Origin of the sequence: Luteimonas sp. FCS-9 (assembly GCF_001014645.1) — a bacterium.
In the GTDB taxonomy this organism is placed as follows: Bacteria; Pseudomonadota; Gammaproteobacteria; order Xanthomonadales; family Xanthomonadaceae; genus Luteimonas.
In genome coordinates this window covers 1-17,351 of record NZ_LASZ01000008.1, presented here as the reverse complement: position 1 = coordinate 17,351, position 17,351 = coordinate 1, and the positions used below count along the sequence as shown (strand labels likewise).

Genomic DNA, 17,351 nt, shown 5'->3' with positions numbered 1-17,351 from the left:
GCCCGGCCGGCCCCGCGCCGGCGCACGTGTTTCGGTCGCCGCCCCGTTCCGGGGCGGGCCGCTGCCTGGGAGAGGGAAACCACATGTCCAGAACCAACGCGAGGCGATGGCTGTCGCCGATCGCCATGGCCGTCGCGGCCGCCTGCATCTCGCCGGCCTCGGCGCAGGACGTCGATGTCGCCGCTGTCGAGGCGCGGCTGGTCCAGATGGAGCGCGAGATGCGCGAACTGCGCGCGCTGCTCGAAGGCCATCGCGGCACGGCGGCGCCGCTGCCGGCCACGACCGCCGCGGCGCCGCCGACCGCGACCGCAGCGTCAGCGCCTGCCCCCGCGTCGGCAGGCGCTGCGACGCCGCCCCGCAATCCGATGATGCCGGGCGCGGCGCCCGGCACCGCGTTCTCGTTCGGCGGCTTCATCAAGTTCGACGCGATGACCACCCGCACCAGCGACGGCCAGATCGCCGACGGCTCGCCCGGCCGGCTGTTCTATTTCCCCGGCGCGACCCCGGTCGCGCCGGACGGCCAGGGCCGGAGCAGCACCTACAGCGATGTGCACGCGCAGTTCTCGCGCTTCTGGCTGGGCGCCGACACCGTCACCGACGCCGGCAAGACGATCAAGGCCTACATCGAGGCCGACATGTACGGCGGCGGCAGCAACGCCTTCGCCGGCAACGAGACGATCACCAACACGTATGCGCTGACGTTGCGCCAGGCCTACGTCAGCTACAACGGCTGGCTTGCCGGCCAGACCTGGTCGAACTTCCAGGACGTCGCCGCGCTGCCCGACGCGGTCGACTTCACCGGCCCGTCCGAAGGCACCGTCTTCAGCCGCCAGGCGCAGCTGCGCTACACCCGCGGGCCGTGGTCGGTTTCGGTGGAGAATCCGCAGACCACGGTAACCCCGTACCTGTCGCAGGCCGCGCGCTTCAATAGCGGTGACGACCGCCTGCCCGACGTCACCGCGCGCTGGATCACGCGTGGCGACTGGGGCCACTTCACCGTCGCCGGCCTGGCGCGTCGCTTCCGCAGCGGCGATGCCAGCACCTCGGGTGCCGCGCTGAGCGTCTCGGGCCGGGTCAACCTCGGCGCCAACGACGACATCCGCTACATGGTCAGCGGCGGCGACGGCATCGGCCGCTACCTCGGCTTCGCGCTCGGCAGCGACACCGTGCTCGACGCCGACGGCCGCCTGCACAGCCAGCGCGGCTACGGCGGCTTCGCGGCGTGGCGGCACGCGTTCTTGCCGAAGCTGCGCGGCAATGTCATCTATTCGGTCGCCTCGCTCGACAACGATCCGCTGCTGACCGGCGGCAGCGTGACCGAGCGTGCGCAGTCGTTCCGGGTCAACATGATCTACTCGCCGGCGCGCAACCTCGACGTCGGCGGCGAGCTGAGCTGGGCCGACCGCCGGCTGGAGAACGGCCTGGAAGGCGATCTGCAGCGCGTGCACACGCACGTGAAGTACAGCTTCTGATCGCGCCTCGGCGCCGCGCGTCGATCGCCCGCAGGCCGGGCGGTCGCACGCGTGGGTCGCGCCCGCCGGGTGACGGCCGCGGCGCGCGTCTCTAGGATGCGCAGGCATGACGTCCGCATCGCTCCCCCTGTTTCCGCTCGACGCCGTGCTGCTGCCCGGTGCGGCGCTCGCGCTGCGGGTGTTCGAGCCGCGCTACCTCGATCTCGTGCGCGAGTGCGGACGCCGCGGCAGCGGCTTCGGGATCTGCCTGATCCTCGACGGGGCCGAGGTCGGCGCACCGGCGACGCCGGCTGGCGTCGGCACCGAGGCGCTGATCGAGGATTTCGACACCGGTGCGGACGGGCTGCTGCGGCTGCGCGTGCGCGGCGCCCGGCGGTTCCGCGTCGAGCGCACGCGCGTGCGCGACAACGGGCTGGTGGTCGCCGACGTCGACTGGTGCGCGCCCGACCCGTCGATCGAGCTGCAGCCCGAGCACGCGCTGCTGGGCGTGGTGCTGCGCAAGATCCTCGAGCGCATCGACGGCGCCGACCGCGCGTTCCCCGAGCCCCGCTTCGACGACGCCGCCTGGGTCGGCTGGCGCCTCGCGGAGCTGCTGCCGTTGGCCGCGCCGCAGCGCCAGCAGTTGCTCCAGCAGGACGATCCGGACGTCCGCCTGGAGACGCTACTGCGCCTGGTCGACGACTGATTCCGTCCGGTCGGTGCGCAGCCGCAGCGTCGGCACGCCCGACTGCGGGTGCACGTCCTCGCGCCACTCGAACGCCGTGAGCACGTCGCGCAGCCCGCGATGCACGCCGTGCGCGTCGGGCTGCGGCTGCCACAGGCCGAACAGCCCGAACGGCCGGGTCTGCAGCATCGACTGGCTGGTGCCCAGCCACAGCGGGGTGCCGTCGTCGAGCAGCGCGGGTGCGCGCCACAGGCGCAGCACTTCGACCCGGCCGTCGCCGGAGGCGCGACGCATCAGCAGCGATTCGGCGACCGCATCGAGCGTGGCCGGCAGCACCGGCTTGTCGGGCGGCGGCACGTCGTCGTCGAGCAGGTTCAGCACCTGCATCCAGTCGGCCTGCGGCTGCGCCTGCCAGCCCTGCGCCTCGAGCCGGGCCTGCAGCGGCGCCAACGGGCCGGCCACCTGCAGGTCCAGCGGCCAGCGATGGGCCGGGTCGCGCTCGCGCAGCTGGCCGGGCAGGCGCGCCCAGTCGCGGTCCCACCAGTCGCCGGCGCCCAGCACCTGGGCCTGCGGCGCGGCGACGAAGCGCGCCAGCAGCGGATCGACCGCGCGCGGTGCGTGCCACAGCGCGGCCAGCGCGAAGGTGACGTAGAAGATCGCGGCCACAGGGCGCATCCAGAACGAGCGGTCCACGTGGCGGCGGTAGGCGATGCCCAGCACCAGCAGCCAGACGATGCCCAGCAGCATCCCGCCGACGATGTCGCTGAGCCAGTGCGCGCCCAGGTACAGCCGCGCGAAGCCCAGCACCGCGACCACCGCGCCCGAGACCAGGTACGGCCAGACCCGCGAGCGCCCCGGCAGCTCGCGTGCGATCAGCACTGCGAAGAAGCCGAACACGATCGTCGTCATCGTGATCTCCACCGCCGGGAAGCCGAAGCCGCCGTGCGCGGTCGGCGGCCGCGGCATGTCGATCACCGCGCCCAGCAGCGCGGTCAGCGCCATGCCGAAGGCCAGCGCCGCCAGCCAGTGCGCGGCGCCCAGCCAGCGCCGGCGCCAGATCAGCCAGCCCAGCGTCAACGCGACCGCCGGGCCGAGTACGTGGACGTCACCGATCGATGCCAGGCCCGCCATCAGCCGGTCGGCCAGCGGGTTGCGCAGTTCGTACATGAACTGGAACACGGTCTGGTCGATCAGCAGCGGCTCGCCGCGCATGATCACCGTGGCCAGCAGCCCGAAGCACGCCCAGCCGATCGCCAGCAGGCAGACCGCCAGGATCGCCAACGAGGCCGATTCCGGCCGGCGCGGGTCGACCAGCGCGACGGCGTAGCGACCCAGCCGCGGATGCGCGCGCGTCCACACCAGCAGCCGTGCCAGCAGGCTGTTGGCGTGGGTGTTGAACCAGCGGTAGGTGTAGAGCACAACCGCCCAGGCCAGCGCCAGCACCGCCAGCAGCGCGCCGAGCACGATCGCCAGCCGGTCGGCGACCGCGGCGACCGCGTCGTAGGACGCGCCGAACAGCCAGCCCGGCGCCAGGAACAGCGCGCCCCACGACAGGCAGGCCACGGCGCTGACCGGCAGGTAGCGGCGCAGCGGCATCTTCGCGATGCCTGCAATCGCCGGCACGAACGGCCGGACCGCGCCCACGTAGCGCGCGATCAGGATGCTCTTGACCGCGTTGCGGCGGAACAGGGTCTCGCCGCGGTCGAGCAGCTGGGGGAACTTGTGGAACGGCCACACGCTGCGCAGGCCGTGGCCCCAGCGGCGGCCGACCCAGTAGCTCAGGCCGTCGCCGGCCAGCGCGCCCAGCGCCGCGCAGGCGACCGCGTACGGGCCCCAGATCTCGCCCAGCCCGATCAGCACGCCGATCGCGAACAGCAGCGGCAGCGCCGGCACGATCGCGCCGAGCACGATGACCGAGTCGCAGAATGCGATCAGGAAGATCACGACGCCGGCCGCGACCGGGTGCTCGCCGACCCAGCCGACGAGGTTGTTGAAGAACTCGCTGAGCATCGCGGCATTATGACAGCGGCGCCGGTCGCGCCCGGGGGGGATGCGGCCCCGTCGTCGGCCGGCGTTAACGCCGCGTCCGATCCGTACAATGCCGGCGATGCCTCCGTCCCCCGACACCGCCACCGAGCTGCGCGCGCTCAAGTCCGACAGCTTCGGCCGCATCGCGCTGATGCGCGACGCCGACGGCGGCCTGTTCGTGCGCCGCGACCTGCGCCACGTGCCGCTGTGGCTGCGGCTGCCGGCCTGGTGGCTGGCCCGGCGTGAGGTCCGCGGCCTGGCCCGCGTGCGCGGCATGGCCGACGTGCCGCAGCTGCTGCGCTTGGACGGGCGCCGGCTCGATCGCAGCTACATGGAAGGCGCGGCGATGTACCAGCGCCCGCCGCACGGCGACCTGGCGTACTTCCGCCACGCGCGCCGCCAGCTGCAGGCGCTGCACCGCCGCGGCCTGGCCCACAACGACCTGGCCAAGGAGGCCAACTGGCTGGTGCTCGAGGACGGCCGGCCGGCGATCATCGACTTCCAGCTGGCGGTCGTCGGCGATCCTCGGTCGCGCTGGATGCGCCTGCTCGCGCGCGAGGACCTGCGTCACCTGCTCAAGCACAAGCGCACCTACTGCCGCGCCGCGCTCACGCCGGTCGAACGGCGCCTGCTGCGGCGCCGCTCGTGGGTGCGCGAGCTGTGGTTCCGCACCGGCAAGCCGGTCTATCGCGTCGTGACCCGCCGGATCCTGAAGTGGGAAGACAACGAGGGGCAGGGCCCGAAGCCTTGAGGGCCGGGATTGGGGGATTCCGGGGGCGGGGATTCTGTAGGAGCGCGCTCGCGCGCGATTGCCGCTCCATCGCGTAGCAGCATCGCGCGCAAGCGCCCGCGAAGGCCGGTTACGCTTGACGGATCCCCGTTCCGCCATCCCGACGCCATGTCCACGCTCGCAGGCAAGACCCTCTTCATCACCGGCGCCTCGCGCGGCATCGGCCTGGCGATCGCACTGCGCGCGGCGCGCGACGGCGCCAACGTCGCGATCGCCGCCAAGTCCGAGGTCGCCAACCCGAAACTGCCCGGTACGATCCACTCGGCCGCGCGGGACGTGGAAGCCGCCGGTGGTCGCGCGCTTCCCCTGCGCTGCGACATCCGGGACGAGGACCAGGTGCGGGCCGCGGTCGCCGCGACCGCCGATGCGTTCGGCGGCATCGACATCCTGATCAACAACGCCAGCGCGATCTGGCTGCGCGGCACGCTCGACACGCCGATCAAGCGCTTCGACCTGATGCAGCAGGTCAATGCCCGCGGCAGCTTCGTGTGCGCGCAGGCCTGCCTGCCGCACCTGCTCGCCGCGCCCAATCCGCACATCCTGACCCTGTGCCCGCCGCCGTCGCTCGATCCCAGGTGGTGGGCGCCGCACACCGGCTACACGCTGGCGAAGATGGGCATGAGCTTCGTCACGCTCGGGCTGGCGGCGGAGTTCGGCCCGCGGGGCGTCGCGGTCAACGCGCTGTGGCCACGCACGCTGATCGGCACCGATGCCTTGAACATGATTCCCGGCGTGGCGCGCGGCAACGGCCGCAGCCCGGCGATCATGGGCGATGCCGCGCACGCGATCCTGGTGCGCGAGGCGGCCGGCTTCCACGGCCGGTTCCTGATCGACGACGAGGTGCTGCGCGAGGCCGGCATCGAGGACCTGTCGTCCTACGCGATCGATCCGTCGCAACCGCTGCTGCCCGACCTGTTCCTGTAGGCGCGCCGCTGCGGGCCGGCGGCGGCGCCTGCTATTCTGGCGGGCTGTAAACGTTTTCAAGGAGAGTCCCGTCATGTCCCGGAAGCTGTCCCCGGCGCTGCTCGCCCTGATCGCCGCGGCCGGCCTGGCCGCCTGCGAGCGCAACCCGCTCCAGGCCGGTGCCGACGCGCTCGATGCCGCCCAGGCCACGCAGGCGCGCCAGGCGCGCAACGGCAAGGTCAATGCCTATGTGTCGTGCTTCAACGCCATGGACGGGGACGTCCGCAAGGGCGTCGCGGTGTACGGCAGCTGGATGCAGGACCCGCAGGCCGGTCCGCGCGGTGACGAGGCCAAGGCCTTCGGGCCGGGCCACGTCCCGCGTCAGGGTCTGGACCAGTGCGCAGGCCCGGTCGACCGGGTGCTGACCGCCGAGCCGGCACTGCCGGCGCTCGACACGGCGGTCGTGCGATTCCGCGATGCGGCCAAGGCCCTCGAGCCGCTGTTCGAGGAAGCGTCGCGCTACTACGCCGATGATGGATTCCGCCAGGACGCGTTCGCCCAGGGCAAGCGCATGCACCCGCCGCTGATGGCCGCGATCACCGCCTACGGCGAGGCCAGCGATGCGTTGTCGTCGCAGCTGCAAGCGCAGATCGAAGGCGAGCAGCGCGCGCGGATCGCCGCGCTCGAACAGAGCGAGGGGCGCACCGCCGATTTCTATCACCTCTCGCTGATGGCCGATGCCAAGTCGCTGGTCGAGCGCATGGCCGAGCGCACCTTCGACGTGGCGGCGGCCGAGCGCGAGCTCGATGCCTTCGACGCGCTGGCCGAAGAGGCGCGTGCGCAGGTCGCCACCCAGGACGGTATGGCGGACCGCTGGGCCAGCTTCAACAGCGGCCTCGACGATCTGCGGCGCGTCGCGCGGGCGCGGATCGAACGCACGCGCGCCGGGACGCCGTATACGCAAGACGAGCAGCGGATGCTCGACAACCCGGCCTCGGGCCTGGCACCGCGCGGTTCGGCGCGGGCCGTGCTCGAGGCCTACAACGGCCTGGTCGAGCGCGCAAACAGGCTGTGACCGGTGCGGGCCGCTGGATTGCGGCCCGATCGCCGGTGCGCGCGCGAATGCGCGAGAATGCGCGACCTCCCCGTTTCTCGAGCGACCCCACCGGCATGAGCACCGCGACCGACGCCCCGCTGTCCCTGGCCCGCTACGTCCTGCCGGTCTACCGACCGCGCGCGCTCGTGCTCGACCGCGGCCAGGGCTCGCGCCTGTGGGACGACGCCGGCCGGGAGTACGTCGACCTGTCGGCCGGCATCGCCGTCTGCGGCCTCGGCCACAACGACCCCGACCTCCTCAAAGCGCTGGTCGAGCAGGCCGGCAAGCTGTGGCACACCAGCAACGTGTTCTACAGCGCGCCGCCGCTGCGGCTGGCGGCCGAACTGGTCGAGGCCAGCGGCTTCGCCACGCGCGCGTTCCTGTGCAACTCCGGCGCCGAGGCCAACGAGGCGGCGATCAAGCTCGTGCGCAAGTGGGCCACGGCACAGGGCCGCGGTCCCGACCGCCGCGTGATCGTCACCTGCCGCGGCAGCTTCCACGGCCGCACGCTGGCCGCGGTCACGGCGACCGCGCAGCCCAAGTACCAGGCCGGCTACGAGCCGCTGCCCGGCGGCTTCCGCTACGTGGACTTCAACGATGTCGCGCAGCTCGAAGCCGCGATGGCCGGCGGCGACGTCGCCGCGGTGATGCTCGAGCCGGTCCAGGGCGAGGGCGGCGTGATGCCCGCCGCCGACGGCTACCTGGCCGCCGTGCGCGCGCTGTGCGACCGCTTCGACGCGCTGCTGGTGCTCGACGAGATCCAGAGCGGCATGGGTCGCACCGGCACGCTGTTCGCCTACGAACAGGATGGCGCAACGCCCGACATCGTCACGCTGGCCAAGGCGCTCGGTGGTGGTTTCCCGATCGGCGCGCTGCTGGCCGGGCCGAAGGTGGCCGAGGCGATGCAGTTCGGCGACCACGGCACCACTTTCGGCGGCAACCCGCTGGCCGCTGCGGTCGCGCGCGTCGCGCTGCGCAAGCTCGCCTCAAAGCAGATCGCCGACAACGTCGCGCGCCAGTCGCGCGCGCTGCGCGACGGCCTGGCCGCGCTCGATGCCGAGTTCGGCCTGTTCGCCGAGGTCCGCGGCCGCGGGTTGATGCTCGGTGCCGTGCTGCGTCCCGAGCACGCCGGCCAGGCCGCCGCGATCCTCGACCGCGCCGCGCACCATGGCCTGCTGCTGCTGCAGGCCGGGCCCGACGTGCTGCGCTTCGTGCCGGCGCTCAACATCGCCGATGCCGACATCGCCGAGGGCCTGGCGCGCCTGCGCGCGGCACTGGCCGACCACCTCGCCGCCCGGTGACCGTGCACGCATCGCCCTCGGGCGATGCGTGGGCGCATCCCCGGGTCCATCGCTCGCGTGCCCCGTCATGTCCAGGCGCTGGACGCTCAGGACGACAGCCTGAGCCGGGCGGCCGGCCCGCCCGCTTCGGCATCGAAGCGCAACGCGATCCCATGGCGTTCGCACAAGCGGCGAACGATCGCCAGTCCCAGCCCGAAACCGGCACTGGCGTCGCCCCTGGCGAACGGGCGGAACGCATCCGCGGCGATCGCGGTGCCGGGGTTGGCGATACGCAGCCAGCCGGCGTCGATCTCGATGACGACCTCGCCGGCGCTCGAATGGGCGAACGCGTTGCCGACCAGGTTCGACAGCACGATGTGCAGCACCGCCGCAGGCAACTGCGCGCGCGTCTGCGCAGGCACCTGCATCCGGACGACCACGTCGCGACCCTCCAGCAACGGGGCCTGCTCGACGATCACGCGTTCGAGCAGCGGCAACACCGCGACATCCTCTGCCGACGCCGCGGCGTGCTCCTCCCGCGCCAATGCCAGCAGCGTGGAGACCGTCTGTTCCAGCTGACGCGTGGAGCTCAGGACATGGTCGAGCTGGCGACGCGACGTGTCGTCCAGTGGGCCGCCGGCGGCCAGGCGCTCGCAGGCGCTGCGGATCACCGCCAGCGGCGTGCGCAGTTCGTGGCTGGCGTCGCGAGTGAACTCGCGTTCGCGCGCGACGAAGGTGTCGACGCGCGCAATCAGTCGCTCGAGCCCGCGGGCGAGCGTGCCCACTTCGTCGTTCGGAAAGCTGTCTGCGAAGCCCGCAGGCAGCTGGGACGGGGTGGCATCGTCGACGAGCATGGCCAGGCGCGACAGCGGCGCGGTCACCCGGCGCGCCAGCCAGGCGCCGAGCAGCAGCGCCAGCGCCAGCACCGCCAGTCCCGATCCACCCAGCCACCTCATGAGCCTGCCGCGCATCGGGCGCACCACCAGTTGCTGGCTCACCTCCGCCAGAAGCCAGGCCGATGCGTCCGGTGCCAGCGGCTGGAGGTGGTAGTGCCGTCCGTCGGCCCCCGCGAACTCGCGGCGCCATGGCGCGTCGGCCAGCCTTTCACCGAGCCCATCCGGCAGCGTGACCGGATCGACGTGCACACTGACGAACGGCAGCTGGGGTTGCCTCCAGGCGCCGTGCACGTCGTGGTGCGCCTGCTGCGCCTGGGTTTCCTGCTGCAGCAGCGCCTCGAAGAAGCGGTCCTCGACCAGGTAGACGAACGCCACGACGTAGAAGCCGTACAGCGCGGCGACGAACAGCGCGAACCCGGCGAAGGCCATCATCAGACGGTGCCGCAAGCGCTTCCGCGACTTGCCGGCGGCAGTCACGAGTCCGCCTCCAGGCGAAAGCCGACGCCATGCACCGTCCTGAGCATCGGTGTCGCGAACGGCCGGTCCAGCGCCTGCCGCAGCGTGTAGAGGTGGGTGCGCAATGGATCCGATTCTGGCGGCGTATCGCCCCAGATGCGCTCGACCAGCTCGCTGCGCGTCAACGTGCGCGGCCACGCCTCGGCCAGCGCCAGCAGCAGCTGCCGGGCCGTCTGCTGCAGCTGCAGCGGCGTTCCGTCGCGCTCGACCAGACCGCTCCGGCGATCGATGCACAGGGTGCCGATGCGCAGCGCATGGGACGTGCCCGCGCGGTGGCGGTGCGACAGTGCCAGGCAGCGCGCCAGCAGTTCGGCGCCGGCGAACGGCTTGACCAGGTAGTCGTCGGCCCCGCTGCGAAAGCCGCGCAGCTTGTCCTCGAGCGCATCGCGCGCGGTCAACATCAAGACCGGGACGTGGCGATCGGCCTGCGCGCGCAGCCGTTCGCAGACGCGCAGGCCGTCCAAGCCCGGCAGGCCCACGTCGAGCACCAGGACGTCCGGCGGATCCTCGAGCGCTGCCTGCAGCCCGCTGCGTCCGTCCGCGGCGAACCTGGCGGAGATGCCTTGCTCGGCGAACATCGCGCCCAGATTGCCGCGCAGGACGACGTTGTCCTCGATCACAAGAATCCGCAGTCCGGCCTGCATCGCGTCAACCATCGATCCGCTTCAGAAGGGCATCAGCCTGTTCCAGGCCGGGCGAGGCTTCCAGTGCCTGAAGCACCAGGACACGCGCGCGCTCGCGGTCCCCGAGTCGAAGGTGCGCATCGGCGGCGGCAAGCTTCAATCGCGGTTCGGGCATGTAGGGCAGCGCCAGTTCCATCGTCTGCAGCGCCAGGCGCAGCGCACCCGCATCGGTGCCCGCGGCCTGGGCCTGGTAGTAGCCGAGCGCGCCGACGAGCTCGACGTGGTGGGACGCCAGCTCCCGCGCCAGCGTCGCCCGGGCGCCGGCGGCATCGCCGTCACGCAGGCGTGCGACCAGGGCCATGCTCCGCTCGTCGCGCGACGGGGTCCGGGCCACTGGCGTCCGGTCCAGGCCGCGTACGATGGCTTCGGCCACGGCTGGGGTCGAGTAGGGATTCTGTCCGGTGATCAGGCGGCCATCGACGACCAGCTTGGGCATCATCAGCGGCGCCTCGTCCCAGATCGCGCCGCGCTCGCGCAACGTGTCCTCCAGCAGCCACGGAAACTCGGCGCCCCACCGCTTGCTGAACAGTGCCTGCTCCTCGTTGCTGAAGCCGGTCATGCGCCGCCCCTCGACCAGCAGGCTGCCATCGGCGAGGTGCACGTCGACCAGGGCGGCAGGGCCATGGCAGACCGCGGCGATCACCGCGCCGCGGTCCCAGGCCTGCCCGAGCAGTGTCTGCAGGGCAGGCTCGCGCGGCAGGTCGAACATCGCCCCCTTGCCGCCGACGATGTAGACCGCGGCGTAGTCCTCGGCGCGCAGGTCGGCGATGCGGCGGGTATCGGCCAGCTGCCGCATCGTGGCGTCGTCGGCCAGCAGTGCGGCGTTGGCCGGGGCACCGGGATCGTACTTGTCCGCCTCGATCGCGCCGCCTTGCGGGCTGGCGAGTTCGACCGCCAGGCCGTTGGCCCGGAAGATCGCCCAGGCCTGGGACAGTTCGTCGAACTCGTACCCGGGGCGGGTCTGTCCGGCGTCTCGTCCCTCGCCGCTGAGGACGACGAGCACGGTGTCCTTGGCATGGGCGCCGGATGGCAGCAGCAGGGCGGCGGCGAACAAGCAGGGAAGCAGGGAACGCAGCATCGGAGTCTCCGGGCGATGGACGGTGTACGGAGCTTCCCCTGCCGGAATCAAGCGAACTTCAAGTGGGGTGGTCGGCGGGCAGGCGGCCGCAGCGTGCTCAGCACGCCGAGCCCAAGCCGTGCCGCCGCAGGACCCGCCGCAGCGAACGCGCATCGTGCACGGTGTCGGCCTGCAGCCCGGCGGCGCGTGCGCCGCGCACGTTGGCGAACAGGTTGTCGAGGAACAGGACTTGGCGCGCCTCGACGGCGAAATGCGCGAGCGCCCGGTCGAAGATCGCGCGTTCGGGCTTGCGCGCCCGCAGCGCGCCGCTGCACAGCACGCGGCCGTCGAGCATCGGGAACAGCGGAGCGACGATGCGGCGCATCGCCTCGGCCATCAGCACGCCGTTGTTGCTGAGCACGCCGACCGGCACGCGCTGCGCGACCGACGTCACCAGCGCCAGCACTGCGGGATCCACGCGGCTGGCGGCCACGCGCGAGGCGATCCATGCGGTTTCGTCGATCGTGCAACCGAGCGCGGCGCCCAGCCGCTGCAGATAGGTCGCGGTGTCGATCGCGCCGCTGTCGTAGGCGCGCTCCAGCCCCGACGCGAACAGCGCCGCATCGACCCGGGCCGCCGTGCAGCCCGCGACCCGCGCCAGCTCGGTCAGACGCGCGGCGTGCGTGTAGTGCGCGAGCACGCCGTCGAAGTCGAACAGCACCAGCGACGGGCGGGGCCGAGCGCTCAAACGTCGCGGTCGTCGGCCGGCAGGCTTCTGCCGCAGTGCCGGCAGTGCAGCGCGCCCTGTTCGTGGTCGGTCAGGGCGCACCCGTCGCAGCGGACGTGGCGCCGCTTCGGACGCAGGGTGCTGGCGAGTTCGGCGGTGTAGATGCCGGTCGGCACGGCGATGATGCTGTAGCCGATCAGGATCAGGATCGAAGTGATGAAACGGCCGAACGGCGTGCCCGGGGAGATGTCGCCGAAGCCGACGGTGCCCATCGTCACGACCGCCCAGTACATGCCGGTCGGGATCGACGTGAAGCCGTGCGCCGGGCCTTCGATGACGTACATCAGCGCGCCGAAGATGACCACGATCGTTACGACGGTGCACACGAAGACCGCGATCTTGCGCCGGCTGCGCACCAGTGCGCCGATCAGCACCCCCGCCTCGGACGAGTACTGCACCAGCTTGAGCACCCGGAAGATGCGCAGCAGACGCAGGACCCGGATCACCAGCAGGTACTGGCTGCCGGCGATCAGCAGCGACAGGTAGCTGGGGAGGATCGCCAGCAGGTCGATGATGCCGAAGAAGCTCGTGGCGTAGCGCACCGGACGCCGGACGGCCCAGAGACGAAGGCCGTACTCGATCGTGAAGAGGATGGTGAACACCCATTCGGCGACGAGCAGCCCGTGATGCCAGCGCGCCTTGATCGACGGCTCGCTGTCGAGCAGCACGATGACGACGCTGGCCACGATCGTCGCGATCAGGGCAAGATCGAAATTGCGTTCCGCGGGCGTGTCGTGGTGGAACAGCAACCGGTAGCAGAGGTTGCGAAACCCCGTCGGACTGCCGGGCAGGAAGTCGCGCTCGAACACGCTGGCCTGCGGATCGGACTCCTGCACCGGGCCGTCCGCCGGCTTCATGACGCCCCGAGGGTCGCGAATGCGCTGCGCGCCGCGTCGAGCGTCGCGTCGATCACCGCCGCATCGTGCGCGGACGACAGGAACCCCGCCTCGAACGCTGACGGCGCGAGGAACACGCCGCGTTCGAGCATCGCGTGGAAGAACCGGTTGAAGGCCGCCGTGTCGCAGGCGACGGCCTGCGCGTAGGTGTCGACGGCCGGCTGGTCGGTGAAGAACAGGCCGAACATTGCGCCGACGCGCGTGGTCGTGAACGGCACGCCGGCCTCGCGCGCCGCCGCCTCCAGCCCGTCGCACAGCGTGTGCGTCGCCGCCTCCAGCCTGTCGTGGAAACCGGCCTCGGACACCAGGTCCAGCATCGCCAGGCCGGCCGCCATCGCGACCGGATTGCCGCTCAGCGTGCCGGCCTGGTAGATCGGACCCGCTGGCGCGATCTGTTCCATCAGGTCGCGCCGCCCGCCGTAGGCGCCCACCGGCATGCCGCCGCCGATGATCTTGCCGAACGTGCTCAGGTCCGGCGTCACACCGTAGCGTGCCTGCGCGCCGCCGAGCGCGACGCGGAAGCCGGTCATCACCTCGTCGAAGATCAGCAGCGCGCCGTACTGCGTGCACAACGCGCGCAGGTGCTGCAGGTAGCCTTCGCGCGGCGGCAGGCAGTTGGCGTTGCCGACCACCGGCTCGATGATCAGCCCGGCGATCTGGTCGCCGGCGCGTTCGAACAGCTCGGTCGCGGCGTCGAAGTCGTTGTAGGGCAGCGTCAGCGTCAGGTCGGCGAGCGCCTTGGGCACGCCCGGCGAGGTCGGCACGCCGAAGGTCAGCGCGCCGCTGCCGGCCTTGACCAGGAACGAGTCCCCGTGGCCGTGGTAACAGCCTTCGAACTTCACGATGCAGGTGCGGCCGGTCGCGCCGCGCGCCAGGCGGATCGCCGACAGCGTCGCCTCGGTGCCCGAGTTGACCATGCGCACCATCTCGCACGACGGCACCAGCGCGGTGATGCGCTCGGCCATCGTCACCTCGGCGGCGCACGGCGCGCCGAACGACAGCCCGTCGCCGATCGCGCGCTTGACCGCCTGGCGCACCGCGGGGTGGTTGTGGCCGACGATCATCGGACCCCACGAGCCGACGTAGTCGATGTAACGGTTGTCGTCGGCGTCGAACAGGTACGGCCCGTCGGCGCGCTGCACGAAGAACGGCTCCCCGCCCACGGACTTGAATGCGCGCACCGGCGAGTTGACGCCGCCGGGCATCAGCGTGCGGGCGCGGGAGAACAGGGCTTGCGAACGGGCGGTATCCATGGGGGCTCCAAAAGGTGGGTTGGGCTCAGAGCCCGAAGCAGGCGCGATAGGCGCGCGCGGCGCCGGCCGGATGCGGCGCGTCGAACACGCCGCTGATGACCGCGACCAGGTCGGCACCGGCCGCGGCGAGCGTGCGCGCATTGTCCGGCGTGATGCCGCCGATCGCCACCCGCGGTACGCCCAGCGCGGCAGCCTCGCGCAGCAGCGCCGGGCGCGCGCGCCGCGCCGCCGGCTTGGTCGGCGATGGATAGAAGCTGCCGAAGGCCACGTAGCTGGCGCCTGCCTCGACCGCGCGCACCGCCAGCGCGCCGTCGTCGTAGCACGAGGCGCCGAGGATCGCGTGCGCGCCCAGCGCGGCGCGCGCCTCGGCGAGCGCGCCGTCGTCCTCGCCGACGTGGGCGCCGTCGGCACCGAGCTCGGCCGCCAGCCGCCAGTCGTCGTTCACCAGCAGCGGCACCCCGGTGGCCCGGCACAGCGCCAGCAGCGCGCCGGCCTGCTCGCGGCGCAGCGCCGCGTCGGCGCGCTTGTTGCGGTACTGCAGCCACGTCGCGTGCGGCAGCACGCTGGCGACCCGCGCCAGCAGCCGCGCGGTGTCGACCTCGTCGGGCGTGAGCAGGTACAGCCCGCGCGGCGGATCGGTCGGGGAAGCGTTCATCGGCATGGGTTCCGGTCCACGGGACGCGATGGGACAATGCGGCTCCGGACCGACACCGCTGCAGCAGCCATTATCCGATGAACGACACTTCGACGCAGGCCGCCTACCGCACCTGGATGTGCGTGGTCTGCGGCTTCCTCTACGACGAGGCGGCCGGACTGCCCGACGAGGGCATCGCGCCGGGCACGCGCTGGGAAGACGTGCCCGAGACCTGGACCTGTCCGGACTGCGGCGTCACCAAGGACGACTTCGAGATGATGGCGCTCTGAGCCGCGCGCCGCGCCCGTCCGGCCAGGCGCTGCGACGGCAGCTTCAATGCGCGCGATGGCGGTGCGCGCCGGCCTCGACCAGCCGCGCGCGGATCGCGCCGGCGTCTTCGGCCTCGGGTACGGCCTGCAGGTAGCGCGACAGGTCGTCCCGCGCGCCGGCGACATGCCCCAGCGCCAGGTAGGCGAGCCCGCGATCGCGCAGCGCGTCGGACGCGCCCGGGTGCAGCGTCAGCAGTCGGTCGGCGCTGCGCGCCGCACGCGCCCAGTCGCCGGCATCGCGATACACCGCGTGCAGGTTGCGCAGCATTCGCATCACGGTCGCGCGTGGCGTGGCCGGGCGCAGCATCGTGGCGAGCGCATCGTCGTCGGGCGGCGTCCCGCCCACGTGGGCCGTTGCGCGCATGCGCAGTTCGTCGAGGTCGAGCGGGCGCCCGCCGTTGAACGGGTCCATGACCAGCATGCCGTCGCCGACCGGCAGCCGGACCAGGAAATGGCCCGGGAACGAGATGCCCTCGAGCGGGACGCCGAGCCGGCGCGCGACCTCGCGCTGCACGATCGCCAGCGAGATCGGATTGCCGCGCCGCCGGCCGATCACCTCGTTGAGGTAGCTGTTGCGCGGGTCGTAGTACGTGTCCTGGTCGCCGGTGTAGCCGACCTCCTCGAACAGGTGCCGGTTGATCGCCTGCATCTTCAACGGGCCCGACTCGATCGCGTCGACCTCGACGCGCAGATGTGCCGCGTGCGCCTGCATGCGCGCATCGAAGGCGCCGGCGTCGAGCTCCGGATACTCGTCGCGCGCGACCAGCAGCGCGGCCTCGAACAACGGCAGCGCCGCGGGCTCGAGCCGGCCGACCCGCGCCCAGGTCAGCCCGGGCGCATCCAGCGTGTCGGTCCCGCCGGCGGCACGATCAAGGCACATGGATCGACGGCGACAGCGTCAGCACCTCGCCGTCGCGCAATCCGATGCGCCGGGCCTCGCCGGCGTTGAGTTCGAGCACGTAGCGCGCGGGCGCCTGGCTTGGATACGAGGGGCAGCGGTTGCCGCCCGAGCAGGGCGGCACGTCGCGCTGCTGCGAGACCAGGCGTCGCTCGTCATCGAAGTAGAGGATGTCGAGCGCGATCCGGGTGTTCTTCATCCAGTACGCCTGCGGTGCCTCGCTCTCGTGCACGAACAGCATGCCGTGGCCCTCGGCGAGCGTGTCGCGGAACATCAGGCCGCGCGCGCGGGCCTCGTCGTTGTCGGCGATCTCCACCTGGTAGCGATGGCCCGCCAGCTCCACCCAGGGCGCGCCGCTGGCGCAGGCAGGCAGCAGCGCGGCGAACAGGCACAGCATCAGGAGACGGATCGCACGCATGGCTCGGGTCGCTTCTGAAGGGAGGGTCACACCTTTGGACAAGCGTCGGCATCGGTCAAGACGAATGAAGTGAAAAAAACGCTATGCAAATGTGACGGGCTTGTGCACAATGCGCGCCCAGCAACGCTGGATCGACGCTGAGGTCGGACAGGGAGGCGGGGCCGGTCGGGCTCCTGGGGTTTCACAGGGAGTTGACAGATCGGGAAGCTGCGCTAAGATGTGCGGCTCCTTCGGCGGAAACGGACTTGGTCCGGCGCGCTGAAGGGAGGCAGAGAGATTCCCCGAAAGGTGTTGACGAATGCCAAAACCGCGCTAGAATGGGCGGCTCGCTTCGGAGGAAACTTCGAAGCACTGGGAAGCAGGCGCTGAGGCCACTTCCGAAGATCTTTGACAGTGTGCGCAGGATACTTGTGCGGACGTCTGGCAGGTGGCGTTGTCCATCAGCAGACGTTTCGAAAGAGCAACAAGTCAATTCATATAGCATGCAAATGCGAGTGAGTAGTTTTGAAGCTCAGGTAGGACATCTGCACTCAAAGCATTGACGAAGTCCTTCGGGACGACGTCGAAAAATTTAAGTGAAGAGTTTGATCCTGGCTCAGAGTGAACGCTGGCGGCAGGCCTAACACATGCAAGTCGAACGGCAGCACAGAGGAGCTTGCTCCTTGGGTGGCGAGTGGCGGACGGGTGAGGAATACATCGGAATCTGCCTATTTGTGGGGGATAACGTAGGGAAACTTACGCTAATACCGCA

The 17,351-nt window shown here is 71.4% G+C and carries 17 protein-coding genes and 1 rRNA gene; 8 read left to right on the top strand and 10 right to left on the bottom strand.

Features of this window, described 5'->3' with window-relative positions:
* The first annotated feature begins 83 nt into the window (after window positions 1–83).
* Both WQ56_RS08770 and WQ56_RS08765 read left to right on the top strand, forming a co-directional pair.
* On the top strand, window positions 84–1,472 hold the full coding sequence (locus WQ56_RS08770) for a DcaP family trimeric outer membrane transporter (protein WP_047136727.1): 1,389 nt from the start codon (window positions 84–86) through the stop codon (window positions 1,470–1,472).
* Window positions 1,473–1,578: 106 nt separating this feature from the next.
* Window positions 1,579–2,157: an LON peptidase substrate-binding domain-containing protein gene (locus tag WQ56_RS08765; protein ID WP_047136726.1), complete on the top strand. Its 579-nt coding sequence runs from the start codon at window positions 1,579–1,581 to the stop codon at window positions 2,155–2,157.
* On the opposite strand, the gene WQ56_RS08760 is transcribed toward WQ56_RS08765, so the two are convergent.
* A complete protein-coding gene (locus WQ56_RS08760; protein WP_047136725.1) occupies window positions 2,134–4,146 on the bottom strand; it encodes a bifunctional DedA family/phosphatase PAP2 family protein in 2,013 nt (670 codons plus the stop codon). The two genes, WQ56_RS08765 and WQ56_RS08760, sit on opposite strands and share 24 nt — an antisense overlap.
* A gap of 97 nt (window positions 4,147–4,243) precedes the next feature.
* Here WQ56_RS08760 and WQ56_RS08755 point away from each other — a divergent pair, with 97 nt between their 5' ends.
* From WQ56_RS08755 to WQ56_RS08740, 4 genes are all read left to right on the top strand, one after another.
* A complete protein-coding gene (locus WQ56_RS08755) occupies window positions 4,244–4,915 on the top strand; it encodes a serine/threonine protein kinase (RefSeq protein ID WP_047136828.1) in 672 nt (223 codons plus the stop codon).
* A gap of 147 nt (window positions 4,916–5,062) precedes the next feature.
* Window positions 5,063–5,878, top strand: coding sequence for an NAD(P)-dependent oxidoreductase (locus WQ56_RS08750; RefSeq protein WP_047136724.1), 816 nt, complete (start codon window positions 5,063–5,065; stop codon window positions 5,876–5,878).
* Window positions 5,879–5,951: 73 nt separating this feature from the next.
* Complete coding sequence (locus WQ56_RS08745; RefSeq protein ID WP_052772922.1) at window positions 5,952–6,932, top strand: YiiG family protein; 981 nt, start codon at window positions 5,952–5,954, stop codon at window positions 6,930–6,932.
* 95 nt (window positions 6,933–7,027) lie between these two features.
* Window positions 7,028–8,254, top strand: a complete 1,227-nt coding sequence (locus WQ56_RS08740; RefSeq protein ID WP_047136723.1) for an acetylornithine transaminase — start codon at window positions 7,028–7,030, stop codon at window positions 8,252–8,254.
* 86 nt (window positions 8,255–8,340) lie between these two features.
* On the opposite strand, the gene WQ56_RS08735 is transcribed toward WQ56_RS08740, so the two are convergent.
* From WQ56_RS08735 to thiE, 7 genes are all read right to left on the bottom strand, one after another.
* Window positions 8,341–9,561 carry a HAMP domain-containing sensor histidine kinase gene (locus WQ56_RS08735; protein ID WP_156170469.1) on the bottom strand — a complete coding sequence of 407 codons (1,221 nt, stop codon included), beginning with the start codon at window positions 9,559–9,561 and terminating at the stop codon, window positions 8,341–8,343.
* A 41-nt stretch (window positions 9,562–9,602) separates the two neighbouring features.
* The gene (locus tag WQ56_RS08730) at window positions 9,603–10,301 is read right to left on the bottom strand and encodes a response regulator transcription factor (RefSeq protein ID WP_231583389.1); all 699 of its coding nucleotides are present in this window, start codon (window positions 10,299–10,301) and stop codon (window positions 9,603–9,605) included.
* Entirely contained in the window at window positions 10,294–11,406 is a 1,113-nt protein-coding gene (locus WQ56_RS08725; protein ID WP_047136720.1) for a type 1 glutamine amidotransferase domain-containing protein, read from the bottom strand. The genes WQ56_RS08730 and WQ56_RS08725 overlap by 8 nt, the downstream gene beginning before the upstream one ends.
* 97 nt (window positions 11,407–11,503) lie before the next feature.
* Entirely contained in the window at window positions 11,504–12,133 is a 630-nt protein-coding gene (locus WQ56_RS08720) for an HAD family hydrolase (RefSeq protein WP_047136719.1), read from the bottom strand.
* Window positions 12,130–13,029 (bottom strand): ion transporter, encoded by a 900-nt coding sequence (locus tag WQ56_RS08715; protein WP_082132303.1) that lies wholly within the window; start codon window positions 13,027–13,029, stop codon window positions 12,130–12,132. The genes WQ56_RS08720 and WQ56_RS08715 overlap by 4 nt, the downstream gene beginning before the upstream one ends.
* A complete protein-coding gene (hemL, locus tag WQ56_RS08710) occupies window positions 13,026–14,321 on the bottom strand; it encodes a glutamate-1-semialdehyde 2,1-aminomutase (RefSeq protein ID WP_047136718.1) in 1,296 nt (431 codons plus the stop codon). Before hemL ends, WQ56_RS08715 begins: the two co-directional genes overlap by 4 nt.
* Window positions 14,322–14,346: 25 nt before the next feature.
* Window positions 14,347–14,976 (bottom strand): thiamine phosphate synthase, encoded by a 630-nt coding sequence (gene thiE / locus WQ56_RS08705; RefSeq protein WP_047136825.1) that lies wholly within the window; start codon window positions 14,974–14,976, stop codon window positions 14,347–14,349.
* Window positions 14,977–15,053: 77 nt separating this feature from the next.
* Here thiE and WQ56_RS08700 point away from each other — a divergent pair, with 77 nt between their 5' ends.
* A complete protein-coding gene (locus WQ56_RS08700) occupies window positions 15,054–15,245 on the top strand; it encodes a rubredoxin (RefSeq protein ID WP_047136717.1) in 192 nt (63 codons plus the stop codon).
* 43 nt (window positions 15,246–15,288) lie between these two features.
* Here WQ56_RS08700 and WQ56_RS08695 read toward each other — a convergent pair whose 3' ends face one another.
* A complete protein-coding gene (locus WQ56_RS08695; protein ID WP_082132302.1) occupies window positions 15,289–16,164 on the bottom strand; it encodes a tetratricopeptide repeat protein in 876 nt (291 codons plus the stop codon).
* A complete protein-coding gene (locus WQ56_RS08690) occupies window positions 16,154–16,600 on the bottom strand; it encodes a DUF192 domain-containing protein (protein ID WP_047136716.1) in 447 nt (148 codons plus the stop codon). Before WQ56_RS08690 ends, WQ56_RS08695 begins: the two co-directional genes overlap by 11 nt.
* Before the next feature lie 572 nt (window positions 16,601–17,172).
* On the opposite strand from WQ56_RS08690, the gene WQ56_RS08685 reads away from it, so the two are divergent.
* A 16S ribosomal RNA gene (locus tag WQ56_RS08685) occupies window positions 17,173–17,351 on the top strand; the annotation flags it as partial.

What these genes read in the sequence shown, in the direction of transcription:
- WQ56_RS08770 (WP_047136727.1), top strand. Translation starts at nt 84, where the DNA reads ATGTCCAGAACCAACGCGAGGCGATGGCTGTCGCCGATCGCCATGGCC.
- WQ56_RS08765 (WP_047136726.1), top strand. Translation starts at nt 1,579, where the DNA reads ATGACGTCCGCATCGCTCCCCCTGTTTCCGCTCGACGCCGTGCTGCTG.
- WQ56_RS08760 (WP_047136725.1), bottom strand. Translation starts at nt 4,146, where the DNA reads ATGCTCAGCGAGTTCTTCAACAACCTCGTCGGCTGGGTCGGCGAGCAC.
- WQ56_RS08755 (WP_047136828.1), top strand. Translation starts at nt 4,244, where the DNA reads ATGCCTCCGTCCCCCGACACCGCCACCGAGCTGCGCGCGCTCAAGTCC.
- WQ56_RS08750 (WP_047136724.1), top strand. Translation starts at nt 5,063, where the DNA reads ATGTCCACGCTCGCAGGCAAGACCCTCTTCATCACCGGCGCCTCGCGC.
- WQ56_RS08745 (WP_052772922.1), top strand. Translation starts at nt 5,952, where the DNA reads ATGTCCCGGAAGCTGTCCCCGGCGCTGCTCGCCCTGATCGCCGCGGCC.
- WQ56_RS08740 (WP_047136723.1), top strand. Translation starts at nt 7,028, where the DNA reads ATGAGCACCGCGACCGACGCCCCGCTGTCCCTGGCCCGCTACGTCCTG.
- WQ56_RS08735 (WP_156170469.1), bottom strand. Translation starts at nt 9,561, where the DNA reads ATGATGGCCTTCGCCGGGTTCGCGCTGTTCGTCGCCGCGCTGTACGGC.
- WQ56_RS08730 (WP_231583389.1), bottom strand. Translation starts at nt 10,301, where the DNA reads ATGGTTGACGCGATGCAGGCCGGACTGCGGATTCTTGTGATCGAGGAC.
- WQ56_RS08725 (WP_047136720.1), bottom strand. Translation starts at nt 11,406, where the DNA reads ATGCTGCGTTCCCTGCTTCCCTGCTTGTTCGCCGCCGCCCTGCTGCTG.
- WQ56_RS08715 (WP_082132303.1), bottom strand. Translation starts at nt 13,029, where the DNA reads ATGAAGCCGGCGGACGGCCCGGTGCAGGAGTCCGATCCGCAGGCCAGC.
- hemL (WP_047136718.1), bottom strand. Translation starts at nt 14,321, where the DNA reads ATGGATACCGCCCGTTCGCAAGCCCTGTTCTCCCGCGCCCGCACGCTG.
- thiE (WP_047136825.1), bottom strand. Translation starts at nt 14,976, where the DNA reads ATGAACGCTTCCCCGACCGATCCGCCGCGCGGGCTGTACCTGCTCACG.
- WQ56_RS08700 (WP_047136717.1), top strand. Translation starts at nt 15,054, where the DNA reads ATGAACGACACTTCGACGCAGGCCGCCTACCGCACCTGGATGTGCGTG.
- WQ56_RS08695 (WP_082132302.1), bottom strand. Translation starts at nt 16,164, where the DNA reads ATGTGCCTTGATCGTGCCGCCGGCGGGACCGACACGCTGGATGCGCCC.
- WQ56_RS08690 (WP_047136716.1), bottom strand. Translation starts at nt 16,600, where the DNA reads ATGCGTGCGATCCGTCTCCTGATGCTGTGCCTGTTCGCCGCGCTGCTG.